General features: G+C 64.6%; 24 protein-coding genes and 1 pseudogene. 15 read left to right on the forward strand and 10 right to left on the reverse strand.

Annotated features, from left to right (window positions below; translation table 11 throughout):
• Window positions 1-2: 2 nt before the first annotated feature.
• Genes BLX42_RS19695 through BLX42_RS19725 form a run of 7 tightly spaced genes read left to right on the forward strand, consistent with a single transcriptional unit; the run spans window position 3 to window position 4819 of the window.
• Window positions 3-494, forward strand: coding sequence for a thiamine pyrophosphate-binding protein (locus tag BLX42_RS19695; protein WP_161872435.1), 492 nt, complete (start codon window positions 3-5; stop codon window positions 492-494).
• Window positions 491-811 carry a hypothetical protein gene (locus BLX42_RS19700; RefSeq protein ID WP_039601114.1) on the forward strand — a complete coding sequence of 107 codons (321 nt, stop codon included), beginning with the start codon at window positions 491-493 and terminating at the stop codon, window positions 809-811. Before BLX42_RS19695 ends, BLX42_RS19700 begins: the two co-directional genes overlap by 4 nt.
• 11 nt (window positions 812-822) lie before the next feature.
• Entirely contained in the window at window positions 823-1392 is a 570-nt protein-coding gene (locus tag BLX42_RS19705) for a DUF6162 family protein (protein ID WP_046785667.1), read from the forward strand.
• 16 nt (window positions 1393-1408) lie between these two features.
• Window positions 1409-2311, forward strand: a complete 903-nt coding sequence (locus BLX42_RS19710; protein WP_046785614.1) for a metal ABC transporter substrate-binding protein — start codon at window positions 1409-1411, stop codon at window positions 2309-2311.
• Window positions 2308-3054, forward strand: coding sequence for a metal ABC transporter ATP-binding protein (locus tag BLX42_RS19715; RefSeq protein WP_161872436.1), 747 nt, complete (start codon window positions 2308-2310; stop codon window positions 3052-3054). Before BLX42_RS19710 ends, BLX42_RS19715 begins: the two co-directional genes overlap by 4 nt.
• Window positions 3054-3953 carry a metal ABC transporter permease gene (locus tag BLX42_RS19720; RefSeq protein ID WP_046785616.1) on the forward strand — a complete coding sequence of 300 codons (900 nt, stop codon included), beginning with the start codon at window positions 3054-3056 and terminating at the stop codon, window positions 3951-3953. The genes BLX42_RS19715 and BLX42_RS19720 overlap by 1 nt, the downstream gene beginning before the upstream one ends.
• Entirely contained in the window at window positions 3950-4819 is an 870-nt protein-coding gene (locus BLX42_RS19725; RefSeq protein WP_161872437.1) for a metal ABC transporter solute-binding protein, Zn/Mn family, read from the forward strand. Before BLX42_RS19720 ends, BLX42_RS19725 begins: the two co-directional genes overlap by 4 nt.
• Before the next feature lie 58 nt (window positions 4820-4877).
• On the opposite strand, the gene BLX42_RS19730 is transcribed toward BLX42_RS19725, so the two are convergent.
• From BLX42_RS19730 to BLX42_RS19765, 8 genes are all read right to left on the reverse strand, one after another.
• On the reverse strand, window positions 4878-5930 hold the full coding sequence (locus BLX42_RS19730) for a DUF1615 domain-containing protein (RefSeq protein WP_161872438.1): 1053 nt from the start codon (window positions 5928-5930) through the stop codon (window positions 4878-4880).
• A gap of 26 nt (window positions 5931-5956) precedes the next feature.
• On the reverse strand, window positions 5957-6508 hold the full coding sequence (locus BLX42_RS19735; protein ID WP_046785619.1) for a hydrolase: 552 nt from the start codon (window positions 6506-6508) through the stop codon (window positions 5957-5959).
• A gap of 57 nt (window positions 6509-6565) precedes the next feature.
• On the reverse strand, window positions 6566-7285 hold the full coding sequence (locus tag BLX42_RS19740; RefSeq protein ID WP_161872439.1) for a thioesterase II family protein: 720 nt from the start codon (window positions 7283-7285) through the stop codon (window positions 6566-6568).
• Window positions 7282-7503 carry an MbtH family protein gene (locus BLX42_RS19745; protein ID WP_012313972.1) on the reverse strand — a complete coding sequence of 74 codons (222 nt, stop codon included), beginning with the start codon at window positions 7501-7503 and terminating at the stop codon, window positions 7282-7284. The genes BLX42_RS19740 and BLX42_RS19745 overlap by 4 nt, the downstream gene beginning before the upstream one ends.
• Before the next feature lie 112 nt (window positions 7504-7615).
• A complete protein-coding gene (locus BLX42_RS19750) occupies window positions 7616-8017 on the reverse strand; it encodes a hypothetical protein (RefSeq protein ID WP_046785622.1) in 402 nt (133 codons plus the stop codon).
• Window positions 8018-8101: 84 nt separating this feature from the next.
• The gene (locus BLX42_RS19755) at window positions 8102-9637 is read right to left on the reverse strand and encodes a DHA2 family efflux MFS transporter permease subunit (protein ID WP_046785623.1); all 1536 of its coding nucleotides are present in this window, start codon (window positions 9635-9637) and stop codon (window positions 8102-8104) included.
• On the reverse strand, window positions 9634-10827 hold the full coding sequence (locus BLX42_RS19760; RefSeq protein ID WP_046785624.1) for an HlyD family efflux transporter periplasmic adaptor subunit: 1194 nt from the start codon (window positions 10825-10827) through the stop codon (window positions 9634-9636). The genes BLX42_RS19755 and BLX42_RS19760 overlap by 4 nt, the downstream gene beginning before the upstream one ends.
• 28 nt (window positions 10828-10855) lie before the next feature.
• Window positions 10856-11329 (reverse strand): MarR family winged helix-turn-helix transcriptional regulator, encoded by a 474-nt coding sequence (locus tag BLX42_RS19765; RefSeq protein ID WP_046785625.1) that lies wholly within the window; start codon window positions 11327-11329, stop codon window positions 10856-10858.
• A gap of 243 nt (window positions 11330-11572) precedes the next feature.
• Here BLX42_RS19765 and BLX42_RS19770 point away from each other — a divergent pair, with 243 nt between their 5' ends.
• Window positions 11573-12583, forward strand: a complete 1011-nt coding sequence (locus BLX42_RS19770; RefSeq protein WP_161872440.1) for a FecR family protein — start codon at window positions 11573-11575, stop codon at window positions 12581-12583.
• A 4-nt stretch (window positions 12584-12587) separates the two neighbouring features.
• Here BLX42_RS19770 and BLX42_RS19775 read toward each other — a convergent pair whose 3' ends face one another.
• Window positions 12588-13907, reverse strand: a complete 1320-nt coding sequence (locus tag BLX42_RS19775) for a Na+/H+ antiporter family protein (RefSeq protein WP_161872441.1) — start codon at window positions 13905-13907, stop codon at window positions 12588-12590.
• A 537-nt stretch (window positions 13908-14444) separates the two neighbouring features.
• On the opposite strand from BLX42_RS19775, the pseudogene BLX42_RS27260 reads away from it, so the two are divergent.
• The 3 genes and pseudogenes from BLX42_RS27260 to BLX42_RS19785 all read left to right on the forward strand — a co-directional run.
• A pseudogene (locus BLX42_RS27260) lies at window positions 14445-15410 on the forward strand (HAMP domain-containing protein); the annotation flags it as partial.
• Window positions 15411-15512: 102 nt separating this feature from the next.
• Complete coding sequence (locus BLX42_RS27265; RefSeq protein ID WP_371316831.1) at window positions 15513-16268, forward strand: methyl-accepting chemotaxis protein; 756 nt, start codon at window positions 15513-15515, stop codon at window positions 16266-16268.
• Window positions 16269-16341: 73 nt separating this feature from the next.
• Window positions 16342-16965 (forward strand): glutathione S-transferase family protein, encoded by a 624-nt coding sequence (locus BLX42_RS19785; RefSeq protein ID WP_161872466.1) that lies wholly within the window; start codon window positions 16342-16344, stop codon window positions 16963-16965.
• Window positions 16966-16973: 8 nt separating this feature from the next.
• On the opposite strand, the gene BLX42_RS19790 is transcribed toward BLX42_RS19785, so the two are convergent.
• A complete protein-coding gene (locus BLX42_RS19790) occupies window positions 16974-17594 on the reverse strand; it encodes a TetR/AcrR family transcriptional regulator (protein ID WP_161872443.1) in 621 nt (206 codons plus the stop codon).
• 132 nt (window positions 17595-17726) lie between these two features.
• Between BLX42_RS19790 and BLX42_RS19795 the strand changes: the two genes are divergently transcribed.
• From BLX42_RS19795 to BLX42_RS19810, 4 genes are all read left to right on the forward strand, one after another.
• Window positions 17727-19409, forward strand: coding sequence for an amidohydrolase (locus BLX42_RS19795; RefSeq protein ID WP_161872444.1), 1683 nt, complete (start codon window positions 17727-17729; stop codon window positions 19407-19409).
• Window positions 19410-19463: 54 nt separating this feature from the next.
• Entirely contained in the window at window positions 19464-20615 is a 1152-nt protein-coding gene (locus BLX42_RS19800) for an MFS transporter (protein ID WP_161872445.1), read from the forward strand.
• A gap of 254 nt (window positions 20616-20869) precedes the next feature.
• Window positions 20870-21556, forward strand: coding sequence for a type 1 glutamine amidotransferase domain-containing protein (locus BLX42_RS19805; protein WP_046785630.1), 687 nt, complete (start codon window positions 20870-20872; stop codon window positions 21554-21556).
• A 12-nt stretch (window positions 21557-21568) separates the two neighbouring features.
• A complete protein-coding gene (locus tag BLX42_RS19810) occupies window positions 21569-22315 on the forward strand; it encodes an SDR family NAD(P)-dependent oxidoreductase (protein ID WP_161872446.1) in 747 nt (248 codons plus the stop codon).
• The last annotated feature ends 71 nt before the right edge of the window (window positions 22316-22386 follow it).

The raw sequence follows: 22386 nt of genomic DNA on the forward strand, positions 1-22386 counted from the left end.
GGCTGAAGTGGCGCTTTCACTTGAACATTCTGCTGATTCTCATCCCGCTGGGCTTCATGCCCAAGTATTTCGCCGACGCCAAGCTGTTTCGCGGTGATGCCGGCTTGGGCGTGAACCAGATCAGCGATATTCAGGTCGGCCCTTACAGCCTGGACTTGGCCGAACTGCGCAGCGAAGCGCCCCGCGCCGACGGCCCGGCGGGCTACTTCAAGCCCTTCAACGCCGCGCTTTGCAAAGCCTGCATCAACGACGTCAAAGCCGTGTACCTGCGCATCGGCAAACCCCGCAGCCTGCGCGCCGCCGGCACCATCTTCTTCGGCGCGCCCTACCGCATGGGTACCAACCTGCCGATCCCTGCGCGCACCAAGCCCGACGCGCAGATCTGGATCACCCTCGAAGGCTGGGACGGCAGCATGCATCAGGCATCGGTCCCGCTGAGCAAGGCTTCGCCAGCCACCGTGGCCTGGCTCGAAAAACAAGGAGGCAAGAAATGAAGCACATGATGCGCAGGCTCGCCCTGCCCCTGCTGGTGCTGGCCGCAGGCCCGGCCCTGGCCCACAACCCGATGTGCGAGTGCGAAGAGCTCGATGGCGGCCAGGTCAAATGCACCGGTGGCTTCTCGGACGGCAGCGGCGCCCCGGGCGTGACCCTGGACGTGATCGGCTATGACGAACAGGTACTGGTCGGCGGCAAGCTGGGCGATGACTCGACGCTTACCTTCAAGCGCCCCGACGGCGAGTTCTACGTGCTGTTCGATGCCGGCCCCGGCCACGTGGTGGAAGTCGACTACGCCGACATCACGCAACCATGAGCGGCCCTACCCTGAGCCGTACCCAGGTGGTGCGCCCCGCCGGCGCCGGGCACGAAACCCTCTACGTGCTGCTGGTCAGCCTGCTGATCGTCATCGTCGCCGCCTGCGTGGTGCTGCTGCGCGGTGAACGCGAAGACGAGCAGGCCATCGCCAGCCACCAGATCGACGCCCGCCGCGACCTGACGCCCGCCGAACAAGGCATCTATACCGACCTTCGCGTCGCATTCGACGAGGTTCAGTTGCTGCGCGAAGAAACCGCCGCCGTGCCCAGTGTGGCGTCGTTGGCCGAGGAAGGCTTGCCACCGTTCGTGGTAGACGCCGGCAGCCAGAGCCGTGGCAGCCACCAATGGCAGTGGCTGGAGGCTGGCGCCTATCTGGGTCGCAGCCAGGCCCCGCAGGTCGCCGGCAGCTTTTTGCTGATCGTGCCGCACGAGCACAGCGCCCAGCCTGACGTCTGGCTGCGCCGCGACAGCGCCGCCGTGGTGCCGGACGACCTTGGCCAGGCAGCCCTGATCGCCGCTGGCTGGCAGCAAGTGGCTAGCCATTACGACGCCGGGGTCACCCGCGAACACCGTCACTGAACCCAAGGAATTCCCCATGTTGCGCTCCGCCCTCACCCTGCTCCTGGCCCTCGCGTTACCGGCCCTGGCCCTGGCCGACACCGGCAAGCCCTTGCGCATCGGCATTACCCTGCACCCGTACTACAGCTATGTGAGCAATATCGTCGGCGACAAGGCCGAAGTGGTGCCGCTGATTCCCGCAGGCTTCAACCCGCACGCCTACGAGCCACGTGCCGAGGACATCAAGCGTATCGGCAGCCTGGACGTGGTGGTGCTCAACGGCGTCGGCCATGACGATTTCGCCGACCGCATGATCGCTGCCAGTGAAAAGCCCGACATCAAGATCATCGAAGCCAACCAGAACGTGCCGCTGCTGGCGGCCACCGGCATCGCCGCCCGCGGTGCCGGCAAAGTGGTCAACCCGCACACCTTCCTGTCGATCAGCACCACCATTGCCCAGGTCAACAACATCGCCCGTGAACTGGGCAAGCTCGACCCGGACAACGCCAGGTTCTACACCCAGAATGCCCGCGCCTACGCCAAGCGCCTGCGCGGCTTGCGCGCCGAAGCGCTGGCCAAGGTCACCGAAGCGCCCGGCGCCAACTTCCGTGTGGCCACCATTCATGCGGCCTACGACTACCTGGTGCGCGATTTCGGCCTGGAGGTCACGGCAGTGGTGGAGCCGGCCCACGGCATCGAACCGAGCCCGGCACAGTTGAAGAAAACCATCGACCAGCTCAAGGCGCTGGACGTCAAGGTGATCTTCTCGGAGATGGACTTCCCGTCGGCCTATGTCGAGACCATCCAGCGTGAGTCCGGTGTGCGCCTGTATCCGCTGACGCACATTTCCTACGGCGAGTACACCAAGGACAAATACGAAGTAGAGATGAAGCGCAACCTCGACACCGTGGTCCGCGCCATTCAGGAGAACCGCGCATGACCGCGGCCGCCAACCTCATGGTGCGCGGCGGGCCCGGCATAGAATTCGCTGGCATAGACCTGACGCTTGGCCGCACGCGCATCCTGGAACAGGTCCAGTTCAGCGTCGCCGCCGGCAGCGTGCATGCCATCGTCGGGCCCAACGGCGGCGGTAAAAGCTCGCTGATCAAGACCCTGCTCGGGCAGATGCCACACCAGGGCCAACTGACCCTGCACTGGCCGGGCGAGCAGCAGGTGATCGGTTACGTCCCCCAGGCGCTGGAGTTCGACCGCAGCCTGCCGATGACCGTGGACGACTTCATGGCCGCAATGTGCCAACGCCGCCCAGCCTTTCTCGGCCTTTCGCGCCGCGTGCAACCAGCCATCGACGCAGCGCTGGCGCAGGTCGGCATGCTCGACAAACGCAAGCGGCGCATGGGCGCTTTGTCGGGCGGCGAACGCCAGCGCGTGCTGCTGGCCCAGGGTTTGATCCCCGAGCCGCAGTTGCTGGTGCTCGACGAGCCCATGTCGGCGCTCGATGAAGCCGGCATCCGGGTGTTCGAGCACTTGCTGCAGGGCTGGCGCCAGGCCGGCACCACCGTGCTGTGGATCGAACACGACCTGCAAGCGGTGCTGCGCCTGGCCGACCGGGTCACCGGGCTGAGCCGCCAGGTACTGTTCGACGCCCCACCTGCCCAAGCCCTTACCCCGGAGCGCCTGCTGAGCCTGTTCTCCGTCCACCCGCGCAGCGAGGGCCGCACCTGATGAGCTACGAAGCATTCCGCCAACTGGTCCAGGAATGGGCCGGCGCTGGCTACCTGCCCGAGGCACTGGCCTACGGTTTCGTGATCAACGCACTGCTCGCCGGCCTGATGATCGGCCCGGTACTGGGCGGCCTGGGCACCCTGGTGGTGGTCAAGCGCTTTGCCTTCTTCTCCGAAGCCGTCGGGCATGCCGCCCTGACCGGGGTGGCCATCGGCATCCTGCTCGGCGAACCCTACACCGGGCCTTACGGCAGCCTGTTCGGCTACTGCCTGCTGTTCGGCATCCTGCTCAACTTCCTGCGCAACCGCACCGGGCTGTCGCCTGACACGCTGATCGGGGTGTTCCTTTCGGTGTCGCTGGCTTTGGGCGCGAGCCTGCTGCTGATGCTGGCCGGCAAGATCAACGTGCACATCCTCGAGAACGTGCTGTTCGGCTCGGTGCTGACAGTCAGCGCCCAGGACCTGGTGGTGCTGGGCATCGTCGCTGCCCTGGTGCTGGCGCTGGCCCTGCCGCTGTACAACCGCATCATCCTGGCCAGCTTCAACCCGCAACTGGCAGCCGTACGCGGGGTGGCAGTGAAGACCCTGGACTACCTGTTCGTGGTGCTGGTGACGCTGGTAACGGTGGCGTCGGTGAAGGTGATCGGGGCAATCCTGGTCGGTGCGTTGCTGGTGATTCCGGCCGCTGCCGCACGCCTGGTCAGCCAGTCGCTCAAAGGCTTTTTCTTCATCTCGGTTCTGATCGCCACCCTGAGCACGCTGCTGGGCATCCTGATGCCGATCGTCTTTGACCTGCCGGTGCCGTCGGGTGCCGCGATCATCCTGGTTGCCGGCATTTGCTTCGCCCTCGCGGCTCTGGCCCGCGCCCTCGTCCCACGCCTGCAAGGAAACCCGGCATGAACCTGAAACAGCTCACCCTGGCGCTGGCCCTCACCGGCCTGCCCTCGTTCGCCCTCGCCACCGAGGTGTTGACCACCCTGCCGGTGACCCACAGCCTGGCTGCGGCCTTGCTCGACGGCACCGCCGTGCAGCTCAAGCGCGCCGCGCCGGCCAACCTGCCGGCCAGCCGCCAGCCTTCGTACTTCAGCAGCCGTGGCGGCGCGAGCCTTGCCAAAGCGGCGCAGCAGGCCGATGCGGTGATCGGCCTGCGCTCGATCTGGCGTGACGACCCGCTGTACCCCATGGCCCGACGCAGCAATATCCGCATCGTCGAAATCGATGCAGCGCGGCCGGTGGACGGTGCCCTGCCGGGCATCGCGGTCAGTGGCGACGACGCCTACAACGCCTACCCCTGGCTGAGCCCGACCAACCTTGGGCGCATGGCCGACGTGCTGGCCAACGACCTGGAACGCCTGGCGCCCGACGACAAGGCGAAGATCCAGGGCAACCTGGCGGGGCTCAAGCGCCAGTTGCTGGAATTGACCGCCAGCAGCCAGACCAAGCTTGCCCAAATCGACAACCTCAGCGTGGTCAGCCTGTCCGAGCGCCTGGGCTACCTGGCCAGCGGCCTGAACCTGGATGTGGTGGAACAGGCACTGCCGGCCGAGGGCAAGTGGGACGAAGCCGCGCTCAAGGCACTGGGCGAGAACCTCAAGAACCAGGATGTGGCGCTGGTGCTGGACCATCGGCAGCCGGATGCGGCAGTGGCCGAGGTGATCAAGGCCTCGGGGGCCACGTTGCTCGTGGTGGAAAGTGACCCGCAAGACGCCGTGGCCGGGCTCAAGGCCAGTGTCGATCAGGTGGTCGGGGCGCTGAGCAAAGGGTGATGCAGCCTGTACCTGCCCGATCGCCGGTTTGCCGGCGATCGGGCCAGGGCAGACAGCCCTAGCGTTTCATGCACCGCTGATACCGCTCATCCACCCTCCCCGCAAACCACGCCGTGGTCAGCTTGCGGGTGATTTTCGGGCTTTTCAGTTCGATCCCCGGCAACTTGGCGCGCGGCACCGGCTTGCCTGCGGCTGCATCAGCCAGGGCGAACACCCCGCTGTACAGTTTGCTGTCCTCGAAGGCCAGGCTGTCACCCAGTTCCAGCTGGCTGCGGATCTGCGGGTTACGCAGCCCCAGCTTCACACCCAGCTTGCGCGCCGCCTGCTCGGTGCTGCCGGGCATGATCGCGCCGGGGGCGATCAGGTCACCATCCAGGGCCAAGGGCACGCCCGTCACCTTGCTCAGGGCCGCCTGAAACGCGGCATTACGGCTGGCGTACCAGCCCGCGTTGAAGTCGGCGAAGCGATAGAGCTGGCGCTCATAGTGCGCGGGGTAACCCAGCAAATGGCCGATACCGAAATACATGCCGCCACGACGGCTGAAGACCTCCTGGCGAATGGTGCCGTCGTAGGTGTAGGGGTAATCCTTGGCATGCTGCTCGGCAAACTCGACGCTAACCTGCATCGGCCCACCGGTGTGCACCGGGTTCAGCCCGCCCAGCAAGGTCCGGCCCAGCGGCAGGCCGGTGATGAACTCGTCGTACAGCGCGCTCAGTTGCTTCTCACTGCGCACCGCAAGCAGGCGCTGCTGATACGTCTGGCCATTGCCAGAAGCCGTATTCAGCGCGCCGTCCACCAGCAACCGCGGGATATGCAGGCTCGCCGCGCGGCGGTCGACCTCGGCACGGGCAATGCGCCCAAGGTTGGGGACCTGCGGGTCGGCATTGAAGGTCGATTCCTGCTCGGTCACCGCCAGCACCGCACACAGGTTGCTCTTGCTCGGGGCGATGCGCTGGGCTTCGAACGCCACCTGGATATCCCTGGCCCAGCCCTCGCGGTCCCTGGCCTGGGCTAGCAACAAGCGCACCAGTTGGGCACGCACCTTGGCAGGGTCGGCCTCAGGCTCTTCCTCACGACGCCCGGCGCAGCCCTGCAGCAGCGCCAGGGCCATCAACCCGGCAGCCAGCAGCCGGCCGTTCAGGGCTGCTCCCCGACCAGATAGGTCTTGCTGATGTGGCGAAATTGCGGGTGGCTGGCGTTGCCCATGAGCTCGAACAGCACCATTTCGCGGGTAACTACCTGCGCCCCGGCCTGACGCATCCGTGCAAGCCCTGCAGCCTTGTTGGCCAAGGTACGGCTGTCGCAGGCATCCTCGACCAGGAACACCTGCTTGCCCAGGCCCAGCAAGCCGAGCACGGTCTGAAGCACGCAGACGTGGGTTTCCATGCCGCACACGATTACTTGCTCGCGCGCCAACAAGCTGGCTGGCAGGCACTGGGCCGCAACGCAGGAAAAATGGGTCTTTTCCACGATTTCAGCTGCTGGGGCGGCGGCGAGAAGCTCGGGCAGGGTGTGACCCAGGCCTTTGGGATATTGCTCGCTGATGACGATCGGCAATGCGAGATCGGCGCATGCTGCCAGCAGCCAGCGTGCCCGGGCGCGGGTGCCCTCGGCGTCGCTCATCGCGCCAATGAGCTTTTCCTGGATGTCGACGACCAGCAACGTGGCCTGGTGAGGATCGATCAGCATTGTCTGCCTCTTGCCTGGGAAAACGCCTAGCATCCCCAAGGCAAGCGGCAACGTCAATCAGGCGCAAAGCCGATGGGACTCCAATGCTGCAGCCAGCGCCGTGAGCACACGGTCCTCCTGCTCATGGATGAAGAAGTGGCTGCCCGGAAACATCTGCAAGGTGAATGCACCCTGGGTTTCCTGGCCCCAGGCCCGCAGTTGCTCTTCACTGGCGCGGTCGTCTTGCCCGCCCAGCACATGCAGCGGGCACGCCAAGGCAGGCCTTGGGCGGTAGCTGTAACGGCCACAGAGCAGGAAGTCCGCCCGCAGGATCGGCAATGTCAGGCTCATCAGCTCGGCATTGGCCAGCACCTCCTCCGGCGTACCATTGAGTTCCCGCAGCTCATTGCGCAGCTCGTCATCGGTCTTGGGCTCACGCCAGTTCTTGCCGTCATAGTCCTCACGCCGGGTGGGCGCCGCAGTACCGCAAGCGAACAGCGCCACCGGTAGCGGGCACCCCAGCGCCTGCAGCTCGTGGGCCAGCTCGAAGGCCAGCAGCGCCCCCAGGCTATGGCCAAACAGCGCATACGGCGCAGCAGCGGCCTGGCGCTGCTCGGCCGCCAGTTGCCGGGCCAAGGCCTGCATGTCGGTGTGCAGCGGCTCGCCCATGCGCGCACCGCGCCCGGGCAACTCGACCGGGCGTACCTGCAGCCAGGCTGGCAGCTTGCGCCGCCAACGGCTGTAGACCATGGCGCTGGCCCCGGAATAAGGCAGGCACAGCAGGTTGAGCGCGGTCACTGTGCGGCAGCGTCCGCCATCTTCTGACGCAGGCTCAGCGGGCGCATATCGGTCCAGACTTCGTCGATGTAGGCCAGGCAGTCCTTTTTCAGTCCGCTCTTGCCCACAGCGCGCCAGCCGTTGGGGATCGCCTTGTAGTCGGGCCAGATGGAATATTGCTCTTCGTGGTTGACCACTACCTGGAACTGGATATCGTCGCGGTCGAAAACGGAAGTCATTGCCTGTCTCCTTGAGTGATGGATGCCGGTACGCGCTTGGCGTAGGGCGGCTCTCTGGTAGACGTAGGAAACATCCGAAAAATTAGCGGTTGGGCATGACAACTTCTGGGGCTCAAGCATCCCTCAGCAAGTCATGGGTATCCAGCAAGCGATAAGCCACCTGCGGATTGCGCTCCAACCCGCGCCGTATAGCCGCCGGGATCGACTGGCGGGTCTTGCGGCATAGCCCAGGCTGGTCATCGAGTTCGATGACTATCCCGCGCATGGTACGCACCTCGTTGTAACCGGGCGCGATATGCAGCCGAATGCCCAGGTTCTCGTACAGCCTGGCCTGCAAGCGCTGCAGGTCTTCAAGGTCCTTGAGGTTTTCCAGCCGCTCGATCAGGCGCTTCTCCTCCTGGCGGGTGAGCAGGAGGATGCGCTGGGCCGCAGGCGGCTGCGCGGCCAGGTGCTCGCGGCCGCAGTCACAGGCGCCAGGTGGGCAAGGTTGGCGTAAGGCAAGTGCTGTGCTCATGGGCCAAGCATAGCGCGTCGCGGCGAAAGAGCGTGCGCCAACCGCTTGCGCAAAATTGAGCGCCGCCCCCAAAACCGCGCCTGCTCAATGCCCCGCTGAAGCCGGCCCCGCCTTGGCAGCAAACGGCGGCTTGGCCAACCACACCAATAGAATCAACCCGGCAAACACCCAGCCCATCAAGGTGAAGTAATCCACCGTCGACATCATGTAGGCCTGCCCGTTGAGTATCTGCTCCAGCTGCGCATAGCTTTGCGGGTTTGCCCCGCCCAGTTGCTCCAGCGTGTGCCGCGTCGCCGGGTCGAACTGGCTGATGTTCTCGCTCAGGTAGGCATGATGCTGGTCCGCCCGGCGGATCCAGATCCACGTGGTCAACGACGCCGCAAAGCTGCCGCCCAACGTGCGCAGGAACGTCGCCAGGCCAGACCCGTCGGCGATCTGGTGCGGCGGCAGGTCCGACAGCAGGATGCTCAAGGTCGGCATGAAGAACAGCGCCACACCAATCCCCATGAACAGCTGCACCAGGGCAATGTGCTGGAAGTCCACCTCGTTGGTGAAGCCCGCGCGCATGAAGCAGCTGGCACCGATGGCCAGGAACGCCAACCCCGCCAGCACCCGCAAGTCGAAACGCTGCGCGTACTTGCCCACGAACGGCGACATGATCACCGGCAGCAGGCCGATCGGTGCCACTGCCAGGCCTGCCCAGGTGGCGGTGTAGCCCATCTGCGTCTGCAGCCACTGGGGCAGGATCAGGTTGATGCCGAAAAAGCCTGCATAGCCCCCCACCAGCACAATGGTACCGATGCGGAAATTACGGTGCGCGAACAGCCGCAGGTTGACCACCGGGTGGCGGTCAGTCAGCTCCCAGATGATGAATATCGCCAGGAACACGACCGAAATCAGGCTGCCGATGATGATGAACGACGACTCGAACCAGTCCAGGTCATTGCCCTTGTCGAGCACCACCTGCAATGCGCCCACACCGACAATCAAGGTCAGCAGGCCGATGTAGTCCATGGGCTGGCGGCTGGTCACCACCGGCCGTGCTCGCATCTGCTGGCGCACCACTGCGGCAGCGAACAAGCCGATCGGCACGTTGATGAAGAAGATCCACGGCCAGCTGTAACTGTCGGTTATCCACCCGCCCAGGATCGGCCCGGCAATCGGCGCCACCACCGTGACCATCGCCAGCAACGCCAGTGCCATCCCCCGTTTGGCCGGCGGGTAGACGGCAATCAGCAAGGTCTGGGTCATCGGGTAAAGCGGCCCGGCCACCACCCCCTGCAGCACACGAAAGCCCACCAGCTCCGGCATCGACTGCGAGATACCGCAGAGGAAAGACGCCAGTACGAACAGCAGCGTGGCCCAGATGAACAGCTTGACCTCACCGAAGCGCCGGCTGAGCCAACCGGTCAGCGGCAACGCGATGGCATTGCTCACCGCAAACGAGGTGATCACCCAGGTACCCTGCTCGGAACTCACCCCCAGGTTGCCGGAAATGGTCGGCAAGGCCACGTTGGCGATGGTGGTGTCGAGCACCTGCATGAACGTCGCCAGCGACAGGCCTATGGTAGTCAGCAGCAGGCTCGGCGGGGTGAACTGCGCCGCAGCGTTGTTACTCATCGTTGCGCCGTCTTGCCAGGGGCGCTGTTGTCGTGGATCAGCCGAGCGATCAGATGGTCAGCTTCGTCCAACTGACGGTCGTACACCTGGGTGGTGTAGCTGGCCTGCTGCGGCGGCTGTTGGGCCAGGGCCGGGCCGCTCTGATCGTGCAGGTCGACCTCGACCACCGTGGACAGGCCAATGCGCAGCGGGTGGGCCTTGAGCTGGTCCGGGCTGAGGTGAATGCGCACCGGTACTCGCTGGACGATCTTGATCCAGTTGCCGGTGGCGTTCTGTGCCGGCAGCAAGGCGAACGCGCTGCCGGTGCCGGCGCCCAGGCTGTCGACGGTGCCGCTGTACTTGACGTCGCTGCCGTACAGGTCGGCGCTGATTTCCACGGGTTGGCCGATACGCATGTCGCGCAGCTGGGTTTCCTTGAAGTTGGCGTCGATCCACACCTCGTCCAGCGGGATGACTGCCATGGTCGCGGTGCCCGGCTGCAAACGCTGGCCGAGCTGCACGGTACGTTTGGCGACGTAACCGGTGACTGGCGCCACCAGCGTGGTGCGTGCGTGGTCCAGGTAAGCCTGGCGCAGGTCGGCGGCGGCGGCCATGACCTCGGGGTGCGAAGACACCACGGTGTCGTCCACCAGCGCCGTGCTGGTATTGAGCTGCTGGCGCGCGCTGTTGACGGCGGCCTGGGCCACGGTCAGGTCATCGCGGGCATGGGAGATTTCTTCAGCAGCGATCGCACCGCTGTCAGCCAGCACCTTGCGCCGGTTGTAGTTCTGCCGGGCCTTCTGCAGCTCGGCCTGGCGTGTCTGCAACTGGGCCTTGAGGGAATCGACGTTGCTGTACAGGCCACGCACCTGGCGCACCGTACGGGCCAAATTGGCTTGCGCGGCCTGCAGGGCCACCTCGCTGTCGGCCGGGTCGAACTGCAACAGCACCTGGCCAGCATGCACCAGGTCGCCGTCATCGGCGCCGATGCTGGTGACGGTGCCGGTGACCAGCGGGGTGATCTCCACCACATTGCCGTTGACGTAGGCGTCGTCGGTGCTTTCGTGCCAGCGCCCGATCAGGCTGTACCAGGCCCAGGCGCCAGCGCCGGCAAGCAGCACCACCAGCAACAGGCCAAGCAGCCAGACTTTGCGCTTGCGCGACGGTTCGGGTGCGGCGGAGGGAGTTGAGGTGTCTGCGTTATTGGCCATGACAATACCTTGGAATATGAAACAGGAATCAACGATCGCCGAAGCGGCGGATCGTCAGAGGGTCGCCGGCACCGAGCAGGACCTTGGCCAGCAGGCCTTCAAGGGTCTTGAGTTCGTCAGGCTGCAGCACGCCGACCAGTTCGTTCATCGCCGCCGCGCCGATCTGGGGCAAGCGGTCGGCCAGGCGTTGGCCTTCGGCGGTCAGGGCCAGGCGTACCTGGCGACGGTCGTCGGCGCAGCGGTTGCGCAAGATCAGGCCCTTGTGCTCGAGGCGGTCGAGCATGCGGGTCATCGACCCGCTGTCCAGGCCCAGGTAGCGGCACAGCTCGGCCGGCGTATCCACCTGGTACTGGGTGACGATGATCAACACTTTGAACTGCGCGGCGGTGACGCCTTCTGATTCGAGGTGCCAGTCGAGAATGCGGTCCTTGAGGATCGCCGCACGGCCCAGCAGCATGCCGATGGCGCAGGACTGGAAGTTTTGCGGGGTGAAATGGGACATCGGCAGCAGCTCGGGCAATTGTGTAAAAATATTACTGCCTAGGCAGCAAATGTCAAAGCTTTCGTTAGGGGGCTATGGAAATAGCCTTGGGACACACGGCAGGTGGGTGCCGGGAAGGGTTCTCAAACGCTGGAAAATCCTGGCGAAACCGATCAAAACACACATAACTGATAGTCATTCGCCATTACCTTGGTTCTCGGGAGGCCCCTCGCAGGGGTAGAATGCGCAAAACCCGGAGCCGCAATGAACCAAGACCGCCTCAGTCCCAGCCCAGACGATGCCATCACCGACGCCGCCGCGCAGTGGTGCATGCGCCTGCACGCCGACGATTGCACCCAGGCCGAGCGTGAAACATTCGCACGCTGGTTGGCAGCGGACCCGCGCCACGCTGATGAATACCAGGCGATGCTGGAAATCTGGCAGACCGCCGACCTGCTGCCGCGCAACGCCACGGTCATCGATTTCAACCCACCTGTACGCACTATGGCGCGGCAACGCCGCCACTGGCGGCCCATGGCCTCGGCAGCAGCCATCGCCCTGCTGGTGTTGCCGCTGGCGGGCTGGGTTGGCTGGGAGCAGGGCTGGCTACCCAACCACTACCAGCACGTTGAAGCAGGCGACCAGGCGCGGACCGTGCAACTGAGCGACGGCAGCACGGTGGAGCTCAACCTCAACACCGAACTGACCTACTTCAACTACAAGGACCAGCGTCAGGTCACGCTCAAGCGAGGCGAGGCGTTCTTCAAGGTGCAGCATGACAGCATCCACCCCTTCATCGTCCGTGCCGGCCACGGCCAGACCCGGGTCACTGGCACCCAGTTCAACGTGTGGAAGTATCAGGACCAGGTCAAGGTCACCCTGGTACAGGGTTCGGTGCTGGTCAGCAGCGACGGCAGCACCGGCGGCTACCGCCTTGGCCCAGGCATGCAGGCCAGTTATCGCACCGGCGACTTCGAGCCGCAGTTGGCCCAGAGCGAAGACTATGGCAACAGCCTGGCCTGGCGCAGCGGCAAGCTGGTGCTCGACAACCTCAGCCTCGAACAGGCACTGCCAGTGATCAACCGCTACCTCGATGCGCCCCTGCTGCTGGCCGATGCCAGCACCGGCCGCATCCGCATCAGCGGCATCTACAACACCCGTGAAGTCAAGCGCCTGGTGGACAACCTGCCCAAGGTGCTGCCGGTGTACCTGACCCGCAGCAAGGACGGCAGCACCGTCCTCAACCGAATTTCCCCACCGCCCGACAAGGGCTGATGCGCTAGAGCGTCATCGCCGCCAGCCAGCCAAACGCCATCAGTGGCAGGTTGTAGTGGATGAACGTCGGTACCACGGTGTCCCAGATATGGTGATGCTGGCCATCGACGTTGAGCCCCGAGGTTGGCCCAAGGGTCGAGTCCGATGCCGGCGAGCCTGCATCGCCCAGGGCACCGGCGGTGCCGACGATGCACACCGTGGCCAGCGGGTCGAAGCCCAGCTGCACGCACAGGGGCACGAAGATCGCCGCCAGAATCGGCACCGTCGAGAACGACGAACCGATGCCCATGGTCACCAGCAACCCCACCAACAGCATCAGCAAGGCACCCACGCCCTTGCTGTGGTCGATCCATTGCGCCGAGGTTTGTACCAGGCCGTTGACCTCGCCAGTAGCTTTGAGCACCTCGGCGAACCCCGAAGCTGCGATCATGATGAACCCGATCATGGCCATCATCTTCATGCCTTCGGTGAACAGGCCGTCGGTGTCTTTCCAGCGCACGATGCCCGACAGCGAGAAGATCAGGAAACCGACCATGGCGCCGATGATCATCGAGTCCAGCCACAGCTGGACGATGAACGCCGCAGCGATCGCCAGCCCCGCCACCAGCAGGGTCAGCGGGTTGTACTGCACGCTGGCCTGCTCGACCTGCTCGATGCGCGCCAGGTCATAGTCACGCTTCTTGCGGTAGCTGAAGAACACCGCCAGCAGCAAGCCGGCCAGCATGCCCGCCGCCGGAATGGCCATGGCATGGGTGACGTTGACACCGCTCACGTCCACGCCGGCGCGGGCAACGTTGGCCAGCAGGATCTCGTTGAGGAAGATGTTGCCAAACCCTACCGGCAGGAACATGTACGGCGTGATCAGGCCAAAGGTGATCACGCAGGCGATCAGCCGGCGGTCGATGCGCAGACGGGTCAGCACGTACAGCAGCGGCGGCACCAGCAGCGGGATGAAGGCGATGTGGATGGGCAGGATGTTCTGCGACGCCACCGCCACCACCAGCATCAGGCCGATCAGCAGCCACTTGACCTTGCCGCCGCTGGCATGGCCCTGGCGGTCGATCATCGCCAGCGCACGGTCGGCCAGAGCGTGGGCCAGGCCGGACTTGGCAATCGCCACGGCAAAGGCGCCGAGCAAGGCGTAGGACAACGCCACCGTGGCGCCACCGCCCAGGCCGCCGTTGAAGGCCTTGAGCGTGCCCTCGATGCCCAGGCCACCGACCAGGCCACCGGCCAGGGCGCCGATGATCAAGGCGATGACCACGTGCACGCGCGACAGGCTGAGTATCAGCATGATGCCTACCGCGGCAATCACTGCATTCATGGTTTGGCTTTCCTCGTAGCTGCAGACAAAAAGCGCGCACTCTGCAGCACTGGCGCACAGATGTCAAAAGCGCCAGGCGGCGGCGTATTACGCGGGCCGGCAAATTTAAATTGAATGTTTGAATAAAGAAAAAACCGGGGCCGCCGATATAGCAGAGGGATTGAGCCCCACCCAAGATCCAAAGCCAAACCCTTACCCTCAAAAAAGGGACGCCCCATGCCTTTGCGACAACTTTCCATCCAGTGGAAGATCACCCTGCTTGCCGGCCTGTGCCTGGCCAGCATCGTCACACTGCTCGTCGGCCTTTCGCTGTACCGCATGGACCACAGCTCGGACCTGGTCAAAGCCAGCAGCGAGAAGATGCTCAGTGAGGCAGCGCAGGCGCGCATCGAGTCGCAAGGCGAGGTCCAGGCCTTGAACATCAGCCGCCAGTTCATGGATGCCTACCAGTACGGCGCCGGGTTCGCCCGCCAAGTGCTGTTCCTGCGTGAACAGGCGGAAAAGCGCTTCCTGGATGCCTACGACCTGCGCGAAGACATGACCCGCCAGGTTCGTGCAGCCCTGCAGGCCAACCCCGACCTGCTGGGCCTGTCACTGGTGTTCGAACCCAATGCCCTGGACGGCAAGGACAGCCTCTTCACCGGCCAACCCGAGCTTGGCAGCAACGAGACCGGCCGCTTCGCTTTGTACTGGTCGCAGCCGCGCGTGGGCCAGCTGACCGCCATGGCCCTGCCCGAGCACGACATGGCCAACACCGAGATCGGCCCCAGCGGCCAGCCCGCCAACACTTGGTGGGTGTGCCCGCGCAGCAGCGGCAAGGTCTGCGTGGTGGAGCCGTACTTCTACGACATCGACGGCCAGCGCGTGCTGATGACCAGCATCGTGTTCCCGCTGGCGGTCAACGGCAAGGTGATCGCCACCCTGTCCATCGACATCAACCTCAACAGCCTGCAGGCCCTGAGCCAGGAAGCCAGCCGCAGCCTGTACGAGGGCCGCACCACGGTAGGCATTCTCAGCCCCGTGGGCCTGCTGGCCGGCTACAGTGCCGATGCCAGCAAGCTGGCCCAGCGTTTCGACCAGGTTGACACCAGCAAAGGCGCCGAACTGGTACGCAAGCTGGCCGAAGGTAAATTGAGCGTCCACCACGACCAGCAACGCCTCAAGGTACTTGCGGCGTTCCAGCCGATCCCTGGCGCCCAGCCATGGGGTGTGCTGCTGGATGTGCCGGAAAACGCCCTGACCGGCCCGGCCGAGGCGCTGAAACAAGAACTCGACGCCCTGAACACCAGCGGCACCCTGCTGGAGCTGGGCCTTGGCCTGGGCGCTGCGATTGCCGGCCTGCTGCTGGTGTGGCTGATGGCCCGTGGCGTGACCCGGCCGATCCTCGGGGTGGCGGCCATGCTCAAAGACATCGCCAGCGGTGAAGGCGACCTCACCCGCCGCCTGACCTACGACAAACGCGACGAGCTCGGGGAACTGGCCGGCTGGTTCAACCGCTTCCTGGACAAACTGCAGCCGACCATCGCCGAGGTCAAACGCTCGGTGCAGGCGGCCCGCAGCACCGCCGACCAGTCCTCGGCGATTGCCACGCAAACCAGCGCCGGCATGGAACAGCAATACCGTCAGGTCGACCAGGCGGCCACCGCCTCGCACGAAATGAGCGCCACGGCCCAGGATGTCGCCCGCAGCGCCGCACAGGCTGCACAGGCCGCCCGTGAAGCAGACCAGGCAACCCGCGAAGGCCTGGCGGTGATCGACCGCACCACCCGCAGCATCGACACACTGGCAGCAGACATGAGCCATGCGATGGCCGAGGTCGAAGGGCTGGCCCACAACAGCGAGAAGATCGGCTCGGTGCTGGAGGTGATCCGATCGATCGCCGAGCAGACCAACCTGCTGGCACTCAATGCCGCCATCGAAGCCGCCCGTGCCGGTGAGGCCGGCCGTGGCTTCGCCGTGGTCGCCGATGAAGTGCGCAACCTGGCCCAGCGCACCCAGGAGTCGGTGGAAGAAACCCGCCAGGTCATCGAAGCCCTGCAGGCCGGCACCCGCGAGGTGGTCGGCGCCATGGACAACAGCCACCGCCAGGCCCAGGGCGGTGTGGAGCAGGTCGGCCAGGCCGTCACCGCGCTGCAGCGCATCGGCCAGGCCGTGACCGTGATCACCGACATGAACCTGCAGATCGCCTCCGCCGCCGAAGAGCAGAGCGCAGTGGCCGAAGAGATCAACAGCAATGTCGCGACCATCCGCGATGTCACCGAGTCGTTGTCCGGGCAGGCCAACGAGTCGGCGCGGGTCAGCCAGTCACTCAACAGCCTGGCCAACCAGCAGCAGGGGTTGATGGACCAGTTCCGCGTCTGACGGGTGCGCTTTTACGCTTGACCGAGGAAGGGCCGTGGTTGACGATCGGCTCTTCCCGGAAAAGGACTACAGCATGCTACGGATATTGGGCAGGGATTCTTCCATCAACGTGCGCAAGGTCCTCTGGGCCTGCATCGAGCTCGATATTCCCTTCGAGCGCGAAGACTGGGGCGCAGGCTTCCAGCCCACCGACACGCCCGCCTTCCTGGCCCTGAACCCCAACGCCATGGTCCCGGTGATTCAGGACGGCGACCTCACGCTGTGGGAGTCCAACACCATCATCCGCTACCTGGCCACGCGTTATGGCGATGCACCGGTGTACCCCACCGAGGCCAGGGCCAGGGCCAGGGTGGATCAATGGATCGACTGGCAGGCCTCGGACCTGAACCGCTCGTGGAGCTATGCGTTCATGTCGCTGGTGCGTCACTCACCCGCGCACCAGGATGCCCAGGCGCTGGCCGCCGGGTGCGCAGACTGGTCGCGCCATATGCGAATCCTCGAGCAGCAGCTGGCTGCGACCGGTGCTTATGTGGCCGGTGACAGCTTTACGCTGGCCGATATCCCCATCGGGCTTTCGGTCAATCGCTGGTTCGAAACGCCCTTCGAGCACCCTCACCTGCCGGCTGTGCGGGATTACTACCAACGGCTGAGCGAGCGTGCAGGCTTCCTGGCCCATGGCCGTAACGGGATGGCGTAGGGACAGCGTCAACCACGCATGCCGGCCAGCAACATGGCCATGAACATGCGCACTTGCGTGCGGTGCGCAGGCATGTCCAGCGTCTCACTGCTGCACAGGCGCAGCAGCTGCAAGTGCCCATAGTCGTTGATCAGAAACGCCGCATAGCCGACATCCAGGTCGGCCCGCAGCTTGCCGCTGTCGCACAGGTCTTGCAGCAGGTGCTTGAGCTCCTCGACCAATGCGTCGTTGACCCGCTTGTAGGCGGCGGGCAACGCCTGCTGGTCACCGCCCAGCAGCGGCAGCAAGGGCGGCAGGATCTCGCGCCATAGCGGCGCGGGCAGCACCGCGAAGGCGTAGTCGGTGAGGTGCTCCTCGTAACAGCACAAGGCATCCAGCGCATCGTCGAATTCTGGCAGGCGGCGGCGCGCCTGGGTGACGGCGCGGTGGTCCGCCTCGCGCAGCTTTTCCAGAAGAATCTCCTGTTTGCTGCCGAAGTAGGCGAATACCGTGGGCACAGACACCGCCGCCAGGCGCGCGATCTGCTCCATGGTGGTGGTCTGGTACCCCTGCGCCTCGAACAGGCCCAGCGCCGTACGGCTGATCGTCTCCCGGCGCATGGCCTTCTGCTGTTCGCGTAACCCGCTCACGTCATTACCTTTGTCGAACCCGATTGGTCGGGGAGGCCAGCATACAACATCACCGAACCGGTAAATTATTTTATTGACTAAAACTTTTTATCGACGCAAAACTAGCGCGGCATTTTGACCCAGGGAGTCGCCATGACCGCCGCTGCAGACCTTATCATCCATAACGCCCGCATCTACACCGTCGACCCGCACCAACCCTGGGCCGATGCCGTGGCCATCCAGGGCGAGCGCATCCTGCGCGTGGGCGACAACGCCAGTGTCATGGCCCATGCCGGCCCATCCACCCGTTTGCTGGATGCTGACGGCAAACTGGTGCTGCCTGGCTTCGTCGAATCGCACTGGCACTTTTCCAGCACCGCGTTCGCCTTCCAGGCTCTGGTCAACCATGAAGACCCGCACCAGGTGCTGGCCCTGCTCAAACAGTACGTCCAGGCCAACCCCACCGAGAAGGCCATCACCGGCATGGGCTGGATACAGCCGCTGATGCCGGCCGACATGCTGCGCCGTGAAGTGCTGGACGCCATCTGCCCAGACAAACCGGTGTGCCTGTTGTCCACCGACTACCACACCATGTGGGTCAACAGCTTTGCCCTGCAAGCGGCGGGCATCGACCGCGACACCCCCGCGGTGGAAGAAGGCGCCAGCTGGTTCGAGAAAGACCCGGTCACCGGCGAACCCACTGGCATCATCATCGACTGCGCGGCTTACTCGCTGCTGATGCAACGTTTGAGCGAGGCTGGCTACCTGCCGACGGGGATCGACCTGTACCTGCGTTCGATCCCGTTCTGGCAAGAGAAGCTGGTGGCTGCCGGCATCACTACGGTATTCGACGCAGGCTTCCTCGACCCCAGCGGCGACCAGGCGCTGCTGTATGAAACCCTGCAGCAACTGGAACGCGAAGCTCGCCTGAAGCTGCGCGTGGTGGGCAGCTACATCAACATGGGCACCGAACCCGACCCGGTCATCCAGCTGCAGGCCCTGCGCCAGCGCTACGACTCGCCGCTGGTGAAGGCGCAGACCCTCAAGCTGATGCTCGACGGCACCGAGCTGAACCACACCGCATTCCTGCTCGAACCCTACTGCGACAAACCCCACAGCTGTGGCTCGACCACCATGCCCGAGGCGGTGTTCGAAGAGCATGTACGCAACGCCGACGCAAATGGTATCGACGTGATGGTGCATGCGGTGGGTGATGCAGCGGTGCGCATGGCCCTGGACGTGTTCGAACGCACCTTCGCCTGCAACCCGCCGCGCGACCGACGGCATGTGATCACCCACGCCTTCCTCACCCACCCCGACGACATCCCGCGTTTTCGCCGCATTGGCGTCATGGCCAACACCCAGTTGCAGTGGGGCGTGGTCGATGCCTATGCCGAGGCGATCCAGCAGTCGTACGGGTTCAAGCGTTGGGCCTCGATGTACAAGTTCCGCACCTTCATCGACCAGGGTGTGACCGTGTCTATCGGCATGGACGGGCTGGTGTGCCAGTGCCGCTGCCAGCACAAACCGGTGGAGCACATCGAGTCGGGCCACACCCGCCAGCTCAGCGGCGAGCCCGATGCACCGGTGATGCCTGATGCCAACGAGCGCCTGAGCATTCCCCAACTGATTGCCGCTTACACCCTCAACGGCGCCTACCAGTTGGGCCTGGAAAAAGAGATTGGCTCGATTACCGAGGGTAAACGGGCAGACATCATCATCATGGAGCAGGACCTGTTCGAGCTGGATCGCTACCAGATCGGTAAAACGGACGTGGCCATGACCTTGATGAACGGCCGTATCACACACGATGCAGGCACCCTCCCCCACGCCTGATCCGAGCGCTGCGGCCTGCGGGCCGCACTACCTGCTTCACCCGGGAAACCCTCGATGCACAACAATAAAAATACCCTGCTTCTGCGTGCCGCCCTGATCTACATCGCCGCCACGGCGCTGATCATCATCGGTGTGCAACCGATTTTCATTGGCCTGGTCGGCGAACGCCTGCACCTGGACCTCAGCCAGCAAGGCTGGGTGCTGTCGGTAGAAATGATCGGGACTTTACTCGGCAGCCTGCTGCTGCCCGGACTAGGGCGGCGCTTTGGTGGCCGTGGTTTCTACGTGGCCTGCGCGCTGGTGGCGATGGCATTGAACCTGCTCAGTGGCGCGTTGGACTCACTGCCGGCGCTGATCGCCTGCCGCCTGGCCTGTGGCGTGGCCACGGGCCTGTTGTATGCCGGGGCGATCAGTGGGCTGGGGCGCCTGCCCGGGCAGGACCGCTCGTATGGGCTGTCGCTGCTGATTCAGACCGCCGTGTTTGCCCTGTACGCCACCTGCATGCCGCAATTGGCTGAGGTATCTGGCAACCGTTGGGCGATCGCGTCGATCGGCTTCTGGTTCGTATTGATCGCCCTGGCAGCGCTTGCCATCCCCACCCGGATGCATCGCGAGGCGCCCCGGCAACTGGCGCAGGGCGGTGGCGGCTCAGCCATGCTCGGGCGCTATGCCTTGCTGGGGATGCTGTGCTTGCAGCTTGCCATCTACTGCATCTGGGGCTTTGTCGACCCGCTGTCGCGTGAGCGTGGGATCGCGCCGGTGGACGTAGGCTGGGCGTTCGGCCTGGGGATACTCGGCGGCTTGCCCGGCGGGGCGCTACCCAGCGTGCTTGGCGGGCGAGTACCGCGCGGGCCGATGATCGGCTTCGGTTCGCTGCTGGTGTTGCTGTCGATCGTGCTGCTGGCGCGCTACAGCCACGATGCACAACAGCTTTGCGGCGCATTGTTGCTGATGAACTTTGGCTGGGTACTGGCGCTGACCTACTACATGGGCGCAATCGCCACCAATGACCCGCAGGGCACGCTGACCCCGTGGGTGAGCACTCTGCAAGTGGCGGCTGCGGCCGCGGCGCCGGCATTTGTCGCCGTGCAGCAGCAGAGTGCGGGGCGGGAGATGATTTTCGTGAGTGCCGGGGCGGCGATCGTGCTGGGCTTTGCGCTCAAGTGTGCGGCGGGAGTTGTTCATCGCAGGGCCAGGCCGGCGTAATGACTGAAGCTCGACAGGCACCGCAGCGCCGGTGCCATGCACCGCAGCGCCTGCATCACCAGTAAGGACGATGCTGCATTCTACCGCAGGATATCGGACATACTTACCTTGCCAGGCCGTGGTATGGCCGCAGACTGCGCGAAGCTGACAACACAGGATGCTGCCGCGCAGGGAACGTCTGCCCTGCTGCGCCCTCCCACAGTAATGCAGGGCGAACGGCGCGCTGCCCATTCATGTTTGGAGAACAGGCTCAGATGAAAAAGATCCTGATGGTGCTGACATCCCACGATCAGTTGGGCGATACCGGCAAAAAAACCGGCTTCTGGCTGGAGGAGTTCGCCGCACCTTACTACGTGTTCATCGATGCCAACGCCGACGTCACCCTCGCCTCGCCCAAAGGCGGGCAGCCGCCGCTGGACCCCAAGAGCGACGAGGACGATGCGCAAACCGATGCGACCCGGCGTTTTCGCAGTGATACCGAGGGGCAGATGGCGTTGGCCGACACAGTACCGCTGAGCGAAATCGACCCTTACGACTTCGACGCCGTGTTTTATCCCGGTGGCCATGGGCCGCTGTGGGACTTGGCCGAGGACAACGACTCCAAGACGCTGCTCGAAGCCTTCTATGCGTCCAACAAACCGATTGCCGCCGTGTGCCATGCGCCGGGTGTGTTCAAGAACGTCAACGCGCCAGACGGCCATCCTGTGGTCAAGGGCAAGAAAGTGACCGGGTTCGCCAACAGCGAGGAAGACGCTGTGGGGCTGACCGATGTGGTGCCATTTCTGGTCGAGGACATGCTCAAGCGCAATGGCGGTGAGTATTCCAAGGGCCCGGACTGGGCAAGCCATGTGGTCGAGGACGGGCACCTGATCACCGGGCAGAACCCGGCATCGTCCGAGGCGGTGGCCACGGCGCTGCTCAAGCGCCTGGCAAGCGAATAGGGCCGCTGCACCATGACGCTGAACGCACTCATCTGCGGCGCCAGCCAGGGCATCGGCCTGGCGCTTTGTGAACAGCTGCTGGCACGCGATGACATGGCGCGGGTGTGGGCGGTGTCGCGCCAGGCCAGGGGCAGCGAAGCCCTGGCCGCGCTCGCCGCTGCACATGGCGAGCGCCTGGTGCGCATCGATTGCGACGCCCGCAACGAACAGTCCCTTGAAGCACTGGCCCGTGAGGTCGGCCGCACCTGCACGCACCTTGATCTGGTCATAAGCACCTTGGGCATTCTGCAGCGCGACGGTGCCAAGGCGGAAAAGGCCCTGGCCCAACTTGACCTGGCTGGCCTGCAGGCCAGCTTCGCGACCAACGCGTTCGCGCCGGTGCTGCTGCTCAAGCACCTGCTGGCGCTGCTGCGCAAGCAGCCCTGCACCTTTGCCGCGCTGTCGGCCAGGGTCGGGTCCATCGGCGACAATCGCCTGGGCGGCTGGTACAGCTACCGCGCCAGCAAGGCCGCGTTGAACCAGTTGCTGCATACGGCAAGCATCGAACTCAAACGCATCAACCCAGCTTCCACGGTGCTGGTGCTGCACCCCGGCACCACCGATACGCAGCTTTCCCAACCGTTTCAGGCCAATGTGCCCGCCGAGCAATTGTTTGAACCTGCGTTCGCGGCGCAGCGCATCCTTGAGCAGATTGGCCGGCTTGGGCCGGCGGACAGTGGCAGCTTCTGGGCGTGGGATGGTCAGCCGATTACCTGGTGATGTTGCCAAGTTTGAAGACAGTGACGGGTGCATGGCTCGGGTGTTCTGGCGCTCGATCCAGACAGCGCTGA

The sequence above is a fragment of the Pseudomonas sp. SG-MS2 genome (assembly GCF_009933855.1).
GTDB lineage: Bacteria > Pseudomonadota > Gammaproteobacteria > Pseudomonadales > Pseudomonadaceae > Aquipseudomonas > Aquipseudomonas putida_E.